We start from the raw sequence: 18,183 nt of genomic DNA, 5'->3' as shown, positions 1-18,183 counted from the left end.
GACGCCTACAGGACCAGGGAGAGGAGCAGGACGCAGCCGATCCCGACGACCGAGATCAGCGTCTCCATCACCGACCAGGTCTTCAGCGTCTGGCCGACGCTCATCCCGAAGTACTCCTTGACCAGCCAGAATCCGGCGTCGTTGACATGGCTGAAGAACAGCGACCCGCATCCGATGGCCAGCACCAGCAGCGCGGCATGGGTGGTGCTCATGTCCGCCGCGAGCGGGCCGACCAGGCCGGCGGCGGAGATGGTGGCCACCGTCGCGGAGCCGGTCGCGAGCCGGATGGCCACCGCGATCAGCCAGGCCAGCAGGAGCGCGGAGATGTTCCAGCCCTTGGAGACGTCCAGGATCATCTGGCCGACGCCGGAGTCCACCAGCGTCTGCTTGAAGCCGCCGCCCGCGCCGACGATCAGCACCACGCCCGCGATCGGGGCGAGCGACTTCTCGACGGTGGCGGCGATCCGGCCGCGGGTGAAGCCGGCCGCCCGGCCCAGCGTGAACATCGCGACGAGCACGGCGGTGAGCAGCGCGATCAGCGGGGACCCGAGGACGTCGAAGACCCTCTGGACGGGGTGCTCCGGATCGTCGACGACGATGTCCACCAGCGCCTTGGCCAGCATCATCACCACCGGCAGCAGCACGGTGGCCACGGTGATCCCGAAGCCGGGCCGCTTCCGGAGGTCGTCGGAGGCGCGTTCGGGCACCATCTTCTCCGGCGGCTGGATGTCCACCCAGCGGGCCGCGTAGCGGGAGAAGACCGGACCGGCGATGATCGCGGTCGGGACGGCGACGACCACACCGAGCGCGAGGGTGACGCCGAGGTTCGCCTTGACGGCGTCGATCGCGGCGAGCGGGCCGGGGTGCGGAGGGATCAGCCCGTGCATGACGGACAGGCCGGCCAGGGCGGGGATGCCGATCCGCATCAGCGAGAAGTTGCCGCGCTTGGCGACCAGCAGCACCACCGGGATCAGCAGCACGATGCCGACCTCGAAGAAGATCGGCAGCCCCACGATCCCGGCGATCAGCACCATCGCCCAGGGCATCGCCCGCCGGCCCGCCTTCGCCAGGATCGTGTCGACGATCTGGTCCGCGCCGCCCGAGTCGGCGAGCAGCCGTCCGAGGACGGCACCGAGCGCGATCAGCACGCCGGTGCTCGCGACGGTCGTGCCCAGCCCCGTCGAGAAGCTGGCGATGGCCTTGTCCAGCGGGGCGCCGGCCACCGCGCCGAGCACCAGCGAACCGATGATCAGCGACAGGAAGGCGTGCAGCTTGAACTTGGTGATGAGCAGGACGATGACGGCTATGCCGGCCAGGACGGCGATGCCCAGCTGCGCGTGACCGGCCGAGGTGATCGGCTCGATCGCGTCCGCTGCGAGCATCTCGACGCTGAGATGTGTCACGGCGATTCCCTTGGTTGGACGGAGGGGGCAGGGAGGGAGAGGCGGAAGGGGGTGCTGCGGTACGGGTGAGGTGCGGGGCGGGCCGTCAGGCCGGGGCGGTCATCGCGCGCAGTGCGGCCACCGCGCGCCCGGCGATCTCCTGCGGGCTGCCGGACACGTCCACGGCGACGCCGGTCTCGCCCGGCCCGAGGGGTTCGAGCGTGGCGAACTGGGAGTCGAGCAGCGCCGTCGGCATGAAGTGGCCCGTGCGCCCGGCCATCCGCTCCTCGATCAGCGCGCGGTCCCCGGTGAGGTGCAGAAAGACGACGCCGGGGGCGGCGGCGCGCAGCCGGTCGCGGTAGGCGCGCTTGAGCGCGGAGCTGCTGACCACCCCGCCGTGCCCGGCCCGCTCGTGCGCCCAGGCGCCGATGGCGTCCAGCCACGGGCCGCGGTCGGCGTCGTCCAGCGGGATGCCGGCGGACATCTTGGCGATGTTGGCCGGCGGGTGGAAGTCGTCACCCTCGGCGTACGGGACGCCCAGTCCGGCGGCCACCAACGGGCCGATGGTGGTCTTGCCGGTGCCGGCCACGCCCATCACGACGATCACGTCGGGGGTGCTCATCCCGTGGTACCTCGCTGTCTTCATCGACCTCGTGCGGCCCCCACTGAAACCCATTAGGTACGACGTATTCAAGAGCCTGTGATGCAAACGTCATACTTAATTGGCCGGGGTGCGGGAACGTAGGCTTGCCCCATGGAAAACGAGGGGAAGGGACTGCACGCCCGTGTACTGGAGTCCCTGGGACCCGCGATCACCGCGGGCGACTACCCTCCGGGCACGGTGCTGCGCACGGACGAGCTGGAGCAGCGCTTCGACGTCTCCCGCACGGTCATCCGCGAGGCGGTCCGGGTACTGGAATCCATGCAGCTGGTCGCCTCCCGGCGCCGGGTCGGGGTGACCGTCCGCCCCACCGAGGAGTGGAACGTCTACGACCCGCGGGTGATCGGCTGGCGGCTGGCCGGCCGCGACCGTCCCCGGCAGCTGCGCTCGCTGACCGTGCTGCGCTCGGCGATCGAACCGGTCGCCGCGGGCCTCGCCGCCCAGCACGCCACCCCCGAGCAGTGCGCCGAACTCACCGAACAGGCCATGGGCATGGTCGCCACCTCACGCGGCCAGCAGCTCGACGCCTATCTCGTCCACGACACGGCCTTCCACCGCGTCGTCCTGACCGCCTCCGGCAACGAGATGTTCGCCCGGCTCGGCGACGTGGTCGCCGCCGTCCTGACCGGCCGCACCCAGCACCATGTGATGTTCACCGACCCCGACCCGGCCGCGGTCACCCTGCACGTCCAGGTCGCCGAGGCGGTACGCACCGGCGACGCGGCTCGGGCGGAGTCCCTGACCCGTGAGATCACGGCGGGCGCGATGGCCGAACTGGACGTGCTGGCACCGTAGTTGCACCGCCGCCGGGGCGCGCCGACGCCGCTGCCGCCGTACCCCCGGCAGCGCCCCGGCTCAGAACAACGGCTGCTGCCCCGGGATCGGCGGCTCCTCCGGGTCGAACAGCTTCTCCGCCGGCGCCATCATCGGCGCGATCCTGCGCGACCCCGGGCAGGAGATCAGCTCCAGCACCGTCCGCCGCCCGGGCGGGTCATGGCGGGCGAATCGGCCGCCGACAACGGCGATCTCTCGGGTGCAGACGGGGCACGCGCGGCGGGGTGACGACATGGCACCAGTTTGACTCACTCCAGCCCGGCGGTCACAAGACCGATGCGGCGGTGCCTCGTACACCACCACCCGGCCGAGCGCCGCCGCCGGCCCCCAGGCACCCGGAGAGCGCCACGGCCGGTGCCCGCGGGTCCAGTTCCCCGGCGCCGCAGAAGCCGAAGCCGAAGCCGGTACCACGCTCACCTGCCCCTACCCCCTCAACTGCTCACTCAGAACGCGTTCGTGGGCACGTACGTCCCCCACACCCCCCGCAGCGCATCGCACACCTCGCCCACCGTCGCCCTCGCCCGCAGGGCCTCGCGCAGGGGGTAGAGGACGTTGTCGGTGCCCTCGGCGGCCTTGCGCAGGTCGCCGAGGGCGGTCGAGACGGCACGGGCGTTGCGGCGGTCCCGGAGCACGGCGAGCCGTTCGACCTGCTGGGCCTCGATCGCCGGGTCGACCCGCAGCGGCTCGTACGGCTCCTCCTCGTCGAGCTGGAAACGGTTGACGCCGACCACGACGCGCTCGCCGGCGTCCGTCTCCTGAGCGAGGCGGTAGGCGTTGCGCTCGATCTCGTCCTTCTGGAAGCCCCGCTCGATGGCGGCCACCGCACCGCCCATGTCCTCGACCCGCCGCATCAGCGCCACGGCCGCCTCCTCCACCTCGTCCGTCATCGACTCGACGGCGTAGGAACCGGCGAACGGATCGACGGTGGCGGTCACATCGGTCTCGTAGGCGAGCACCTGCTGGGTGCGCAGCGCGAGCCGGGCCGACTTGTCGGTGGGCAGGGCGATGGCCTCGTCGAAGGAGTTGGTGTGCAGCGACTGGGTGCCGCCGAGCACGGCGGCGAGCCCCTGGAGGGTGACCCGCGCGAGGTTCACCTCCGGCTGCTGGGCGGTGAGCTGCACCCCCGCGGTCTGGGTGTGGAACCGCAGCATCAGCGACTTGGGGTTCTCGGCACCGAACTCCTCCCGCATCACCCGGGCCCAGATCCTGCGCGCGGCCCGGAACTTGGCGACCTCTTCGAGCAGCGTCGTACGGGCGACGAAGAAGAAGGAGAGCCGGGGCGCGAAGTCGTCGACGTCCATCCCGGCGGCAACGGCGGTCCGCACATAGGCGATGCCGTTGGCGAGGGTGAAGGCGATCTCCTGCGCGGGCGAGGCGCCGGCCTCCGCCATGTGGTAGCCGGAGATGGAGATGGTGTTCCACCGGGGGATCTCGGCCCGGCAGTACTGGAAGATGTCCGCGGTCAGCCGCAGCGACGGCTGCGGCGGGAAGATATAGGTGCCCCGCGCGATGTACTCCTTGAGCACATCGTTCTGCACGGTCCCGTTGAGCCGGTCCGCGGCCACCCCTTCCTCCTCCCCCACCAGTTGGTAGAGGAGCAGCAGCAGCGCGGCGGGCGCGTTGATCGTCATCGACGTCGACACCTTGTCCAGCGGGATGCCGCCGAACAGCACCCGCATGTCCTCGACGGAGTCGATGGCCACCCCGACCTTGCCGACCTCGCCCGAGGCGATCGGGGTGTCGGAGTCGTGGCCCATCTGCGTCGGCAGGTCGAAGGCGACCGACAGCCCGGTGGTGCCGTGGGCGATCAGCTGCCGGTAGCGGGCGTTGGACTCGCGGGCGGTGCCGAAGCCGGCGTACTGGCGCATCGTCCAGGGCCGTCCGGTGTACATCGACGGGTACACCCCGCGGGTGAAGGGGTAGCTGCCGGGCGCGCCGAGGCTGCGCTCCGGGTCCCAGCCGTCCAGCGCCTCCGGCCCGTACACCGGTTCGACGGGCAGCCCGCTCTCGTTGTACCGCTCCCTGCCCGACTCGTGCGCCATGGGTGTACGCCTCCCGCTGGGTTGACCGGCACCGGGGATACGCCGTGCTCACAGCATGCCCGCAGGTTCGCCGCCCCGCAGCCCTGGGAAGAGTCCCCGAGGGCCGGTCGGGCCGCCGAGATGCGGGGGTTACGCATGCAGCGGAGCAGTGGAAGACGTACGGCGCCTGCGGTGGCCGCGGTGCTGGTGGCGGCGGCGCTCGTGGCGGGCTGCCGCCCCGTGACGGTCACCGGAGCCGGTTCGCCGGACGCCGGGGCGAGCCGTTACGCCCCCACCACCCCCGCTCCCCCGCCGCTCGGCCATCAGGCACCACCCGCCCCGGCCGGGCACACCGCCTCGCCGCGCCCCCATCGCACCGTCCCCCACGCGCCCCCGGCCCGGCGGACGCTCATGGCGGCGGGCGCGCGCGGTGCGCAGGTCCGCGAACTCCAGGCGCGGCTGGCCCAACTGGGTCTCTTCGACCGCGCCCCGACGGGCTACTACGCCTCGGTGACCGCCGCCTCGGTCCGCGCCTTCCAGCAGCGGCAGGGCCTGCCCCGTACGGGCACCGTGCAGCCCTCGGTCTGGCGGGCGTTGCGGTCCCATACGCGCCGGCCCGCGCACAGCGAGCTCTACCCGCCCACCGCGAGGCCGGTCGGCACCCCCGACCCGCGCTGCATGACGGGCAGGGTGATCTGCATCAGCAAGCGGAGCAACACCCTCACCTGGCGGGTCGACGGCCGGATCGTCTCGGCGATGGACGTCCGCTTCGGCTCGCAGTACACCCCCACCCGCGAGGGCGTCTTCACGCTCACCTTCAAGAGCCGCCACCACGTCTCGACGCTGTACCACACGGCCATGCCGTACGCGATGTTCTTCAGCGGCGGCCAGGCCGTCCACTACTCCGCGGACTTCGCCGCCCGCGGCTACCGCGGAGCCTCACACGGCTGCGTCAACGTCCGCGACAAGGCCAAGATCGCCGCCCTCTTCGACACGGCGAAGAAGGGAACCAAGGTGGTGGTCTATCACTGACCCGCACCGCCACGGGTCCTCGGCCACGCTGCCCGCTCTCCGACGGAAGCAACGGTTGAGCCACCCCTGCCCATGGATCCGCCTCCGTGAGAGCGGCGCCGGCTCGGGCGCGGAAAGGGGCGCGGGCAGGGCCGGGGGAACGTGCCCCGCCCGCGCCGATGCGCTGAGCCGCAGGTACGGGGGGAACCCCGGCTCGTCGCGCAGCCGATGACCAGTCGGCTCACTCATTACTGCGCCGGGGGTCCGAAAAACGTCACACCCGGGGTCCGCCGTCGGGCTCAGGCCGGATCGGCGAGCCGGGTCCGGTGCCGTGGAGCGCAGGACGGAGGAGGGCCGAGCAGGGTGGAGGAGGGCCGAGCAGGGTGGAGGAGGAAGCCAGGGCGGAGTCATGGCGAAGCCCTTGGCCGCCGACGGCAATGCCGCGAGGCGTGGTGCCGGGGCATCCGAGCCGCCCGGCCTGATCCCGACGAGGGGGCCTAGCCGCCCGTGGTGGCAGTCGGCGTGGGTTCGCCCGGGTCCGGGGCGGTTGCCGAGGGGGCGGGGGTCGGAGCGGAGGCGCTGGAGCCGGGGGTGGTGCCGGGCGAATGGGAGGGGTGGCCTTCGTCGTCCTCGTCGCCGCCCGACCCGCCGCTCTGGCCGGATCCGCCGGTGTCGCCGCCGGCGCCGCCGACGAAGCCGTCACTGCCGCCGGAGCCGCCGAGGTTCTGGTACCGGGCCAGGTAGGCGCGGCAGAAGACGTGCACCTTCTCCGGTCCGCCGGCCTTGCGTTCGAGGCGCCGCAGCGTGTCGCGGTCCATGGCGTCCCGCTTGCCCGACTCGTAGTTCTGGCACAGGGCGAGCAGGAAGTTCTTCTGGCCGCCCTGGCCGGGAAGGGTGCCGCCGCCGGGCGTGCTGTGGTCGCGTCCCGTGCCGCCGCCGGGGGTGCTGCCGGGCGTCGTGCCGGCGCCGGGGCTGCTGCCGGGGGACGGCTTCTCGTCGGGGGGTGCGGTGTCCCGTCCGCCGGGGGTGGCGTCGGGGGTCTGCGCCGTGGTGCCGTCGGTCTGGGCGCCGGGCTCGCCGGTACGGAAGGGGCCGGGGGTCTCGTCGGCGGAGACGCTGGAGGCGGGTGCCGGGTCGCCGCCCCGGAAGGGGTCGGGCAGGACGCCGGTACCGGCCGCGACGGCGACGCCGCCGATGGCGCAGGCGGCGAGGGCCACGGCGAGGCCGCGCCGGATGGGGCGGCCGAGCCGGGTGCGTTCGGTGCGGTCCGCGGTGCGGGCGGTGTGCCCGCCGGTCACGACCGGGCCGGCGGCGGCGCTGTGGGCGCCGGCGCCATGGGCGGCCCGGCGGAATGCGGCGACGGCCGCCTCTTCGCCGGGCAGCTCGACGGTTTCGGGTGTCCTGGCGGCGACCGCGGCGGCGGCCTCCAGGAGCTGTGCGAGTTCCTCTGCGCCGTCGCCGTGCCGGGCACTGACCGGCTCACCGCGCAGCAATTGCTCCGCGGTGTCCTTGTCGAGCCAGTTGTACCGGTCGTCGGCCATCACATGTCCTTCTGCGTTCGTGCGGCCGTTTCCGTCACACCCGGTACGTACGATTCCGCCACGCCGTCGCGGCGTCTTCTGCCCTGTACAGGCACTCCGTGCACCGTTCCACCGCCTCCGGGCGGGCCCTGAACGGGCCGGTCGGAGGGGGCTTTGCCACCGTGGCCGGCGCCGGTGCCGTCGCCGTCCCGGCTGTTGTCCTGATGTCCGTCCCGGCCGCCGTCCGGCTGCTCGCCGAGCAGCTCGGCGAGCCGCCGCAGCCCGCGGTGCGCGGCGGTGCGCACCGCGCCGGGCCGCTTGCCGAGCACCTGCGCGGCGTTCTTGGCGTCGAGCCCGACCACCACCCGCAGCACCACGGCCTCGGCCTGGTCCTGCGGCAGCCGGGCTATCAGCCGCATGGTGCGGCCGGTGCCCAGGGCCTCGAGGGCCTCGCCCGCGGTGTCGGAGGCGCCGGGGGTGTCGGCGAGTTCGCTCTCGTCGCCGCCGATCGCCGGTCGGCGGCCGCGCATCCTGATGTGGTCCAGGGCCCGGTTGCGGGCGATGCGGGCGGCCCAGCCGCGGAAGCGGTCGGCGTCCCCGCTGAAGCGGGCGAGGTCGCGGGTGATCTGTAGCCAGGCCTCGGACGTGACGTCCTCCACGTCCGGTTCACTCACCAAGGTCCGTACATATCCCAATAGCCGGGGATGTACGGCGCGGTAGACGGTACGGAACGCCGCCTCGTCACCGCCCTGTGCCGCCTGCACGGCCACCGTCAGCCGACGGTCGTCCGGCTGAATGTCGTCCCCTCGCACGGGTCCATCCTGTCGCACGCGGAATGTCCGCCGCCCGGTCCTTGCTGCATTGCTGCTTCGCTCGACCGTGCCACCGGCCCTGATTCCCCGTTCCCTGCGTCGTCCGAGCGGGCAGCACCCCGCCGTACGGCGCCGGGACCGGATCGGCTACCGCGCGCCGCCCGCCGCGGAAGGCCGGAAACCGCCGGTAACCCGGATCTTCCCGCAGACCGTATCCCGTGTGGGCAAACGATCCGAACCCGGGATGCGGGCGCCGCCCGCCGCGGCGGAGCCCCGCAACGAGGACGCCGGGCCCGCGACGCGCCGGCCGGGAGCGCGCCCGGATCCCTCCGGACCTCCCGGCGAGGACGGCGTCCCCGCGCCGCGCCCGGCGGCCCGAACACCACTGTGACCTGCGCGGATGTGGATGTTACGGGCCCTTCCCCGGCCGCGTCCAGACCACGAGCCGTACCCCTGCCCGTACCCCGTGTGACGCTTTCGCGCCCTCTGGCGCTGTACGGAGAGAGGGTCGTCACCGGCCCTTCGCGAAGACGGCCGGGGCCTCTCCTGTGGGGGGTGGCGGCCCCGGTCGTCCTCGTTCTCCTCCAGCCTCTGACCTGGATCTTTACGTCAATCGCACGGTGGCCATGACCAACCGCGTGACCCACGCGTCCAGTGGCCCCTGTGATCTTTCCCAAACCGATACGCTGAGCCGTCCCGGCAGCTGGCTTGCTGGCGCCTTGGGATCTGCTCTTTCCGTACTGGGCCAGGCGTACCCAGGTGAGTGGTGCCTCACGTTGCGGAGACCTCCACGGGTTCTCCCCCGCGCCAGGTCGTTCATGACCTTGCTGTGGCGCCAGTCGTGAATGGGGAACTTCTCCGGGAGGTCAAGCCTCTCCCTGGCGCTCCGCCATCGTGCACTGACCTGGCCGGCGTCCTGGGGCCCACCGGGCGTTATTCCGTTCAGGCGAAGCATGTACCCATCACGGGCGAAGACGAGGTCACGGTCGACCCACGCGAGCCCGGCTTCCCCTGCCGCGCCTGCGGTCGGCCGGTGCAGGTCGCTGTCCGCCTGATCGACTACTTCCCCCTCCCCGCGGTCCCACCCTCCGGGCTAACCCCGCCCCCTACGCCCTGCTCATCGGCGGCGGTGCGGCCAACGCAGCTCGGTCACCGCCGCCACGGCAGTCGCGACCATCGGCGAAACCGTTGGCCGGGCCTTGGTAGGCGACGCCTGGCTCGACGTCCGCACCCGCCCGGGCCTGACCTGGCCGTGCTCGGCTTCGCGATAGCCCGTGCGCTCACCCTGGCCCGGTTCGGGGAGGCACGGGCGCGGGAGGACGGTTTCGCTGCGTGGATCACTCGTTGACGTTCTGCCCGACATTCGACTCATTGACCCCCAGGTCTCCAACACAGGACTATGAGCTGGCCCTGTCCATGCCGCTCGCCAGATGCAACGCCACCGCATGTGTCTCATACGGCACTTGGGGAGCCAGGCACCACCTGGAATAGTCTGATCATCTGGCACGGTCGTACGGGGGATGTTTCGCATGGGCGTTGTGCTGCCTGGCTGGGCAGATGAGCTGCTGGACCTCATCGGGGTCTCATGGCCGAACGTGGACGAGGACGACTACCGCGAAATGGCCAACGCCATGCGGGAGTTCGCCGATGACATCGACGAGGGCGCGAACGAGGCCCACACCGCCATCCAGAGCCTGGTGGGCTCTGCGGGCGGTTCACTGGCCATTGAGGCACTCAACGCACACTGGGGGAAGATCAACGGCCGGCATCTCAAGGGCCTGGCCGACTGCGGGCGCATGGCAGGCACCGCGATGGACGGTGTCGCGGTCCTCATCGAGGGCGCCAAGATCGCTGCCCTCGTCCAGCTGGGCATCCTCGCCGCCGAGGTCATCGCAGCCCAGGCCGCGGCCCCCTTCACCCTGGGCCTCTCGGAGGTCGGCGCGCTGGCCGCGACCCAGGCCACCCGCGTGATCGTCAAGCGCCTGTTCAAGGAGGTCTGTCAGCAGGTCGCCGAGCAGGTCATCAGCATTGCGCTCACCCCTGTAGAGGAAGCCCTGGCCTCAATGGTCGGCGACCTCGTCGTCCAGCTCGGCGCCAATGCCCTCGGCGTCAAGGACGGCGTTGACCTGGGCCAGACCGCCAAAGCCGGCAAAGCCGGCTTCAATCAGGGCGTCAACGACGCCAAGGACTCCGCCAAATCCGCCGCCGACAACCCCATGGAACTCCTCAGCGCCGGCGGCCGCCGCGGGGGCGGAGGCGGCGACAGCGGTGGAGGCAGCAGCTCCGGTGGCGGTGGTGGTGGCGGCTTCAGCTTCGACAAGGACGAACACGACAGGGCCGTCACCAGTCTGGAGAGCGCGGGCGGCACCTTCCGCAACAAAGCCGGCGGCAAGATCGACCGAGCCAAGAGCCACCACAGCCGTACCCGCGGCAAGGACTTCATAGCGGATGCGGCGAACACGATGCTGGACAAGGTCATCGAAGGCATCCAGGACGGGGTCAAGAAGACCGCCAAGCACCTAGACGACAACATGACCCGCGGCATCAAGCAGATGGCCAAGAACCACCACGAGAACGACAAGGCCCTGGCCGACCACTTCAAGGGACTCAACAAGGGTGGCAAGGGTGACCCCAAGTCCCCCAACGGGGGAGGCTCAGGCCCGGGTGTCAGTGACGGCGGCAAGTCGCCGAACTCGAAGGGTCGTCATTCGAAGGGGCCCTCGAAGAGCGAGGCCGCCAAGCAGGCCGACAGCAACGGTCCTCACGACTCGACCCGTGAGGACAAGGCCAAGGAAACGAGGGGCACAGACCCGGTCGACCTGGCCACCGGCAAGATGTTCCTGTCCCAAACCGATATCGCGCTGCCCGGCGCCCTGCCGCTGGTCTTCACCCGGAAGTTCGAGTCGTCGAACCGTATCGGACGGCACATTGGCCCGTCCTGGTCCTCCACGGTCGACCAGCGCCTGGAGATCGACGCCGAAGAGGTCATCTTCGTCACCGAGTCCGGGATGCTACTGCGCTACGCGATACCCGACGCCGGCCAGCGTGTGCTGCCGAAGCACGGCCCGCGCTGGCCTCTGATGCGCACCCTCCAGGGTGACTGGGCCATCCACGTCCCCGAGACCGGTCAGACCCGCTACTTCAGCGACGCCCAGCACGCCCCCGGGATCGCCCTGCCCGACGAGATCAGCGACCGCAACGGGCACCGGATCACCTTCGACTACGCGGACGAGACCGGAATCCCGTACGCGATCCGCCACAGCGCCGGCTACGAGCTCAAGCTCACCTGCGACGAACAAGGCCGCCTCACCGTTCTGCATCTCGTCGGAGCTGCTGATGATGGCTCGGACCAACTGATCCGGTCGTACGCGCACGACGAAGCCGGCAATCTCACCGCCGTCACCACCTCCACGGGCGCGGTGACTCGGTTCGAGTACGACACTGAGCACCAGATGACCGCCTGGATCGATTCCAACGGCTCACGCTATGAGTACACGTACGACCACCGCCACCGCTGCATCACCCAGTCCGGTGCAGAGGGCCACATGGCCAATCGCTTCACCTACAGCGAAGTCGACCCGGAGACCAGCAACCGCACCACCACACATACCAACGGAGAAGGTTTCCCCACTCGATACCTCATCAACGAGCGCCTCCAGGCCATAGCAATCACCGACCCGCTCGGCAACACCACCCGCACCACCTACGACGCCGACGACCGCCCCCTACAGATCACTGACCCCCTCGGCAACACCACACACCTCGCCTACGACGAGGCCGGGCACCTCATATCCATCGTTCGCCCGGACGGTTCCGCCAACACCGCGACCTACACCGACCTGGGCCTGCCGGCGAAGGTCACAGGACCCGATGGCCTGGTCCTACGCCAGGAATACGACGCCAAGGGCAACCGAACTGCCGTCACCGACTCCGCTGGTCGAACCACCCGCTTCACCCACGACGAACGTGGCCACCTGGCCTCCGTCACCGACCCTCTGGGAAACACCAGTCGCATCGAGTGCGACGAGGCAGGGCTCCCGCTCACGGTCACCGACCCGCTCGGTGCCGTCACGCACTTCCGCCGGGACAAGTTCGGCCGCACCACCTCCGTCACCGACCCCCTAGGCAACGCCACCCACTACCAATGGACCTCCGAGGGGCTCCTCGCGACCCGTCTGCACCCGGACGCCACCCAGGAGGTCTGGGCCTACGACGGTGAGGGCAATTGCATCTCCCGGACCGACCCGTTGGGCCAGGTCACCACCTTCGAGTACGGCCACTTCGACCAGCTCAAGGCGCGCACCGCCCCGGACGGCGCACGCCACGAGTTTGTGCACGACACCGAACTCAAGCTCATGAAGGTCACCAACCCGCAGGGCTTGACCTGGCGCTACGAGTACGACGAGGCCGGGCGGCTGATTTCCGAGACAGACTTCGACAAGCGCACCCAGACCTACGCGCACGACGCCGCAGGGCGGCTGACCTCACGCACCACAGCCCTCGGCCACACCATCCGTTTCCAGCACGACGCTCTCGGGCGAATCCTCACCAAGGACGTCGACGGCGCACTCACCACCTTCGCCTACGACGCTACTGGACGCCCCCTCCAGGCCTCCGCTCCGGGCACCGATCTCACCTGGACCCGCGACGCATCCGGGCAGGTCGTTGCCGAGACGGTGAACGGCCGCACCACCAGCTTCAGCTACGACGCCCTGGGCCGCCGTATATCCCGCACCACCCCCACCGGCGTGGTGAGCCAATGGACCTACGACGCGGCAGGGCGCCGCACCAGACTTGACGCCTCCGGCCACACCCTGACCTTTACCTACGACGCACTCGGCCAGGAACTCTCCCGCGTCCTCGGCGACATCACCTTCAACCACGCCTACGACGCCCTCGGCCGCCTCACCGACCAGCACGTCACCTCCACTGCTGAAACCGTCCAGCACCGCGCGTACAGCTACCGCGCGGACGGCTACCTCACCGGCGTGGAAGACCACCTCAACGGTATTCGCCGCTTCGCACTCGACACCGCAGGCCGGGTCACCTCTGTCTCCGCCCACGACTGGACCGAGACCTATGCCTACGACGCGGCCGGAAACCAGACCCACGCCACCTGGCCCGACCACCACGCCGCCCCCGAAGCACGCGGCGAGCGCACCTACACCGGAACCCGCATTACCCGCGCGGGAGGCATCCGCTATGAATACGACGCACAAGGGCGCGTCACTCTCCGTCAGAAAATGCGCCTGTCTCGAAAACCCGACACATGGCGTTACACGTGGGACGCCGAGGACCGCCTCACCAGCGTAATCACTCCTGACGGCCAGGTGTGGCGCTACCTTTACGACCCGCGCGGCCGCCGCGTAGCAAAGCAGCGCATTGCCGCTGACAGCTCGGTTCTTGAGCAGGTTGATTTCACCTGGGACGGCAGCAACCTCGTCGAACAGACTACAAAATCCGCAGACTTGCCCAAGAGCATCACTGTCACCTGGGAATACGATGGCGTACGCCCACTGTCGCAGACCGAACGCACTACGGCAGCTGACGCGCCTCAACACGAAGTAGACCAGCGCTTCTTCGCTATCGTCACTGATCTTGTCGGCACACCCACCGAACTTGTCGACATCCAAGGTGATATTGCCGGGCGAGCCCACAGCACCCTCTGGGGGTCGACCAGGTGGACCACCATGAGTGGCGCCCACACGCCACTCCGATTCCCGGGGCAATACTTCGACCCTGAAACCGGCCTTCACTACAACTTTCACCGCTACTACGACCCTGAAACCGCCCGCTACGCGACTACAGACCCGCTCGGCCTCGCAGCGGCGCCCAATCCAGTCGCCTATGTCCACAACCCTCAAGCCTGGACCGACCCTCTTGGTCTCGCTCCGTACCGGGATTTCCATTCGGTGCAGGGCGCTCAAGATGCGGCGCGCCTGCGCGGAGGCGGAGACGGCTCACCATGGCCCGGCGATGAGGACCGCGGACAGTATGGTGAAGGTGTCTACGCTTGGGACACTCTGGAGGAGGCCCAGACATATCTGGCTCGCAGACAAAAGAGCCATGCCGGCCTGGAAATCGTCACATTCAGAATATCCGAAGATGACTTCCAGGGATTGCGGAGGCGCGACCAGATTGAAATGTGGGAGAAATCACCGGACGACGCCGAGGCATGGGCAGGTCGACATAGTCGGATCTACGGAGACGGCCATCCACATGACTATGATTACGTACGCGGCCCCACAGGCCTGGGCCCTGAGAACTATTTCAGTAAGCGCATATTCCATCTCCTGAAATTCGACTGACGGGCCATATCATGGAACGCGTGTTCAAATATCGCAGCAAAATTTCGCCTTTGGGTGGCCTTGCGGCAAAATTGACGGCAGAGAGCCTTCTATTGCAGACTCCACCCAGCAACGGGGTGCAGATCTATCAAAATTTCTGGATCCTCCCTCATGACGGCATCTATTGGACCGACCTGACCTGGCTATGCTTTGGCGCATCACTGTCCGGACGGTCGATTTCGTCAATGCACCCCGAAGGTGTGTATATCAAGATTCATAGCCTGAACTATGCCCCCGCGGATTATCGCCCGGAAGTCGCCGCGATCGCCATGGACGGCTGGCTACGCGATGAATTTGAGTTGCCAGACACCGGGGTTCGCTGCGACTACAACCCTGCCCCGCCCGCATATACCTTCCATTGGGGCGGAAGAGAGCCGCTTTCAGACGACTGAGTCCGGCCACTCAGGATCAGTCGCCCAATCAAACAATCGTGCCGTGTCCAGAAGGGGCCCGTGAGTTCCTCCGCAAGATCATTTCGAAGCGAGAGAAGCTCACAGAGTTCAGCGTCTTCGCTGACCCGCTCAGCCAAGTGAGCCGCTCGTTCACCGAGCAGTTTGCCAGTGCGGTCAGTTGATCTCTGAAATTGATCGCCCCGTACTGCAGAGGCAGTTATCGTCTCGACATGGACGACTCGCTCTCGTATGAGAGCTTTTACCAGGGAGCCAAGAAGGCTGCCCACAAGGCCATGGACGACCATGGTCGCGCGGAGTATGACGAGTTCGCGCTCCACGCCGGTGTCGCGGTCGAGAAGCTCGCCAAGGCGGCCCTCGCCGCGAAGAATCCGGTCTACATCGCGGAGATCCGCAACGGCAGCGCGGACATGGTCATGCATCTCGGCGGACATGTTCAGTTGGGCGAGGAGAAGGTCCGCACCGTTGGGGCCACAGAGGCCATCAAGCGGCTCCGGAAGATCGGTGTGCTCAAAGCCGATACCGATCTCGACCTGCTGATCGAGATGCGCAACGGCGCGGTCCATGCCGTCCCGGACAGCGCTCTGGCCAAGGGGATGATTTCTCCGCTCGCCCGGACGATCGAGACGCTGCTCAGCGATGTCAGCAGGCCGCTGGACGACTTCTGGGAGCGGTGGACGAAGGCCGTCAGGGACGCAGTGGACGAGCAGAGGGACGCGGTCTTCCAGGACGTCCAGCTCCGTATCAGTCAGGCTCGACACCGCCTGGAGGATCGCCTTGAGGGGCTGCCCTTGCCCAAGGAGCTCCGGCACCGGCCCAAGATGTCCGGCTTCAACTTCTTCTTCGGAGCGGAAAATCCCGATGGTGACGGAGACATCGTTTCTGTGACTGGTGGTGCGGGCTGCCCAGCGTGCGGCAGGGAGGCGCAGGTGACGGTGGAGCCCTCCTCGGACAAGGGTACGGTCGCTGTGGCTCTGACATGTCCGTGGTGCCAGCTTCACCTCAACGGTCCAGAGGAGATAGAGGCATCGGACGCCGACCTGGACATATCCCTGGAGGTCGCAGAAGCCGCCCTCCACGGTGACTACGACTAGGACTTGTCCGCGCTTGTCGTAACTGGTGGCGACTGCCCGGGACTGTTTCTGGCGATTGATCGCCCGTTCGACGGTGTTGCGTTTCTTGTAGCGAGTTGGCCATCCGCCGCGCGAGCCCTTTCGCAGGCGGGCGGCCTGGCGGTCGGCCTTCTCCGGGATCGTGTGGCTGATGCCCGTTGCCGCAGGTAATCGCGGCAGAGCCCATTGCTGTAAGCCTTGTCGGCGCCGCCAGGCTGTCGGGCTTCTTACACGGCCTGCCCGAACCGGTCCTGGGGACGCGCACCTGATTCGAAGGCAGGCCGCTCTTGGTGTCAGCCGCCGTAGAGGGTGGGCAGATCGACCAGGAGGAGATCGTCTCGGCGGTCGGCCAGGTCCACCAGGTCGGGGTAGAAGCCGTGCAGTGAGTACAGGACCAGAGTGGTGGCAGCGGTGTCGTACCTCTGATCTGCGAGCAGAGCTCGGATACGTTCCAGGCGCTCCAGGTCACCAGTCCCACGGCGGGCGGCGGTCGCCTTGGCCTCGCCCAGCAGCGCGATCCTCGCGCGGGGAGCCTGCGGGCGCTCGCCGGCGGCCAGGGCGATGACATCGACCTCGTGCTTGGTCCGGGCGGCCTGGTCGGCGACCTCGGTGGTGCCGACCGGGCCGGGCAGTCCACCGGGCAAGAGGGTGTGGGCGTAACGACGGGTGAAGTCGCGGGCCAGGTCCTCGAAGTGCGGCCCGAGGATCTTGGAGTTGAAGGTCGGAGCGGCCTGTTGCCACACCTGCTCGGCGAATCCCTGTTCCACGGCGGCGGCCTGCGGGACGGCGATGAGTTGGTTGAAGCGGATGACGGGGTCGGCGAGCGTGATGACGGGGTGCCTGGGGCGGAGGATGTCCTGCTCCCGCCGGACGTATCCGGTGGATTCCAGAACTCCGAGCGGGTGAGCGACGGCGTTGCGTGGGCGCTCCAAGGCGGCACCGATCTTGCTCGGGGTACTGGCGCCCTGCGCGATCGCGGTGAGGATGTCGTAGTACAGCGTGTACTGCGTGATCCTCGGGTCCTCACGCAGCAGGTACTCGGTCTCCGTACGTGAGTACACCGCCCGCCCCGGGTCCAGCAGCGTCCGGGTGAGCCAGGTGTCGAAGCCATCGTCCGGATGCGGCCGAGCGGCCACCGGTCGGTAGCCGGGGGCTCCGCCCAAGACCGCGTGCACCTTCAGCGCGGTCAGCGGGTCGGTGATCTGCCAGAAGGCCCGGCTCTCACGGTAGTCGAAGGCGCCCAGCCGTAGATCAACCACGGCCCGACCCCGCAGCGGCTTGGTCCCCGAAAGCAGTTCGTGCATCACGCTCATCGCGGAGCCGCACAGGATCAGCCGCGGCCCCGGCCCGGTACCGGGCCGGGCGCCCCGCTGACGCTCATCGTAGAGCTGTTGCAGCAGCCCCGGGATTTCAGGCGAGTGCTGGAGCAAGTACGGCAACTCGTCGATCACCAGAAGCGGGTGCGACGAACGGGCGGTCACATCAGACGAACGGGCGGTCACATCAAGGGCATTGGACAGCACGTCACGCCAGTCGGTCAGACGCAGACTCCCTGGCCGCAGGCCGGCATGGGCAGCGACCGCGTCACTGAACCGCTAGATCGCGGGCAGCCGCCCCTCCTCCCGGACCGCTGTGACGTACAGGCCACCGACCTGCTCGGACAGGGCCTGCAGAAGGTACGACTTCCCGTGCCGCCGTCGCCCGGACACGATGCCGAGCCGCATCGCCGGATCCGGATCAGTGAGGAACTCCGTGAGCAGATCCCACTCCCGGTCCCGGTCGACCACGTCGTCCGGCTTGGCCGGCAGGCTCTGCTTCACTCGCCCTCCTGGACTGCGACGAAATTCGTCTAAGTCTACTTCGACAAAATGCGCCGTAGTGCAATGCACCCCTCAGGCAACGGAGCCCAGCGGATCCGACGGAATGCTCGGCCGATGCACAACGGCCTTCACCTCTTCCCAGCGGCCGAACCGACTGTTGGTCGCATGACCAACGCGTGACCAACAGCGGTCAGGAACGCTCAGAAGCACTCAGATGAAGGCCGATCCGGGCAGTAATCGAGAACCTGCGCCA

At 68.9% G+C, this 18,183-nt stretch carries 11 protein-coding genes and 1 pseudogene; 5 read left to right on the top strand and 7 right to left on the bottom strand.

Features of this window, described 5'->3' with window-relative positions:
• Positions 1-5 precede the first annotated feature (5 nt).
• Together AB0411_RS18115 and AB0411_RS18110 are read right to left on the bottom strand one after the other, a co-directional pair.
• Complete coding sequence (locus AB0411_RS18115) at positions 6-1,403, bottom strand: GntT/GntP/DsdX family permease (protein ID WP_366418292.1); 1,398 nt, start codon at positions 1,401-1,403, stop codon at positions 6-8.
• An 85-nt stretch (positions 1,404-1,488) separates the two neighbouring features.
• Positions 1,489-2,004, bottom strand: coding sequence for a gluconokinase (locus AB0411_RS18110; protein ID WP_366418291.1), 516 nt, complete (start codon positions 2,002-2,004; stop codon positions 1,489-1,491).
• Between the two features lie 132 nt (positions 2,005-2,136).
• Between AB0411_RS18110 and AB0411_RS18105 the strand changes: the two genes are divergently transcribed.
• Positions 2,137-2,838, top strand: a complete 702-nt coding sequence (locus tag AB0411_RS18105) for a FadR/GntR family transcriptional regulator (RefSeq protein WP_366418290.1) — start codon at positions 2,137-2,139, stop codon at positions 2,836-2,838.
• A gap of 60 nt (positions 2,839-2,898) precedes the next feature.
• On the opposite strand, the gene AB0411_RS18100 is transcribed toward AB0411_RS18105, so the two are convergent.
• Both AB0411_RS18100 and AB0411_RS18095 read right to left on the bottom strand, forming a co-directional pair.
• Positions 2,899-3,111, bottom strand: a complete 213-nt coding sequence (locus AB0411_RS18100) for a hypothetical protein (RefSeq protein ID WP_030981280.1) — start codon at positions 3,109-3,111, stop codon at positions 2,899-2,901.
• Positions 3,112-3,320: 209 nt separating this feature from the next.
• Complete coding sequence (locus AB0411_RS18095) at positions 3,321-4,919, bottom strand: acyl-CoA mutase large subunit family protein (RefSeq protein ID WP_366418289.1); 1,599 nt, start codon at positions 4,917-4,919, stop codon at positions 3,321-3,323.
• A gap of 135 nt (positions 4,920-5,054) precedes the next feature.
• On the opposite strand from AB0411_RS18095, the gene AB0411_RS18090 reads away from it, so the two are divergent.
• Positions 5,055-5,930, top strand: coding sequence for a L,D-transpeptidase family protein (locus AB0411_RS18090; RefSeq protein WP_366418288.1), 876 nt, complete (start codon positions 5,055-5,057; stop codon positions 5,928-5,930).
• 476 nt (positions 5,931-6,406) lie between these two features.
• Here AB0411_RS18090 and AB0411_RS18085 read toward each other — a convergent pair whose 3' ends face one another.
• Entirely contained in the window at positions 6,407-7,450 is a 1,044-nt protein-coding gene (locus AB0411_RS18085) for a hypothetical protein (protein WP_366418287.1), read from the bottom strand.
• Positions 7,450-8,226, bottom strand: coding sequence for an RNA polymerase sigma factor (locus tag AB0411_RS18080; RefSeq protein WP_403147222.1), 777 nt, complete (start codon positions 8,224-8,226; stop codon positions 7,450-7,452). Before AB0411_RS18080 ends, AB0411_RS18085 begins: the two co-directional genes overlap by 1 nt.
• Positions 8,227-9,770: 1,544 nt before the next feature.
• Between AB0411_RS18080 and AB0411_RS18075 the strand changes: the two genes are divergently transcribed.
• From AB0411_RS18075 to AB0411_RS18065, 3 genes are all read left to right on the top strand, one after another.
• Positions 9,771-14,549 (top strand): DUF6531 domain-containing protein, encoded by a 4,779-nt coding sequence (locus AB0411_RS18075; RefSeq protein ID WP_366418285.1) that lies wholly within the window; start codon positions 9,771-9,773, stop codon positions 14,547-14,549.
• A gap of 20 nt (positions 14,550-14,569) precedes the next feature.
• Positions 14,570-14,980, top strand: a complete 411-nt coding sequence (locus AB0411_RS18070) for a hypothetical protein (RefSeq protein WP_366418284.1) — start codon at positions 14,570-14,572, stop codon at positions 14,978-14,980.
• Positions 14,981-15,210: 230 nt separating this feature from the next.
• Entirely contained in the window at positions 15,211-16,092 is an 882-nt protein-coding gene (locus tag AB0411_RS18065; protein ID WP_366418283.1) for a hypothetical protein, read from the top strand.
• Positions 16,093-16,403: 311 nt separating this feature from the next.
• Here the strand turns inward: AB0411_RS18065 and AB0411_RS18055 are convergent.
• Positions 16,404-17,930 (bottom strand): annotated as a pseudogene (locus tag AB0411_RS18055) (ATP-binding protein).
• Positions 17,931-18,183 lie beyond the last annotated feature (253 nt).

Origin of the sequence: Streptomyces angustmyceticus (genome assembly GCF_040701845.1) — a bacterium.
Lineage (GTDB): Bacteria > Actinomycetota > Actinomycetes > Streptomycetales > Streptomycetaceae > Streptomyces > Streptomyces angustmyceticus_A.
This window is presented reverse-complemented; position numbering and strand designations above follow the sequence as displayed.

What these genes read in the sequence shown, in the direction of transcription:
- AB0411_RS18110 (WP_366418291.1), bottom strand. Translation starts at nt 2,004, where the DNA reads ATGAGCACCCCCGACGTGATCGTCGTGATGGGCGTGGCCGGCACCGGC.
- AB0411_RS18105 (WP_366418290.1), top strand. Translation starts at nt 2,137, where the DNA reads ATGGAAAACGAGGGGAAGGGACTGCACGCCCGTGTACTGGAGTCCCTG.
- AB0411_RS18100 (WP_030981280.1), bottom strand. Translation starts at nt 3,111, where the DNA reads ATGTCGTCACCCCGCCGCGCGTGCCCCGTCTGCACCCGAGAGATCGCC.
- AB0411_RS18095 (WP_366418289.1), bottom strand. Translation starts at nt 4,919, where the DNA reads ATGGCGCACGAGTCGGGCAGGGAGCGGTACAACGAGAGCGGGCTGCCC.
- AB0411_RS18090 (WP_366418288.1), top strand. Translation starts at nt 5,055, where the DNA reads ATGCAGCGGAGCAGTGGAAGACGTACGGCGCCTGCGGTGGCCGCGGTG.
- AB0411_RS18085 (WP_366418287.1), bottom strand. Translation starts at nt 7,450, where the DNA reads ATGGCCGACGACCGGTACAACTGGCTCGACAAGGACACCGCGGAGCAA.
- AB0411_RS18075 (WP_366418285.1), top strand. Translation starts at nt 9,771, where the DNA reads ATGGGCGTTGTGCTGCCTGGCTGGGCAGATGAGCTGCTGGACCTCATC.
- AB0411_RS18065 (WP_366418283.1), top strand. Translation starts at nt 15,211, where the DNA reads ATGGACGACTCGCTCTCGTATGAGAGCTTTTACCAGGGAGCCAAGAAG.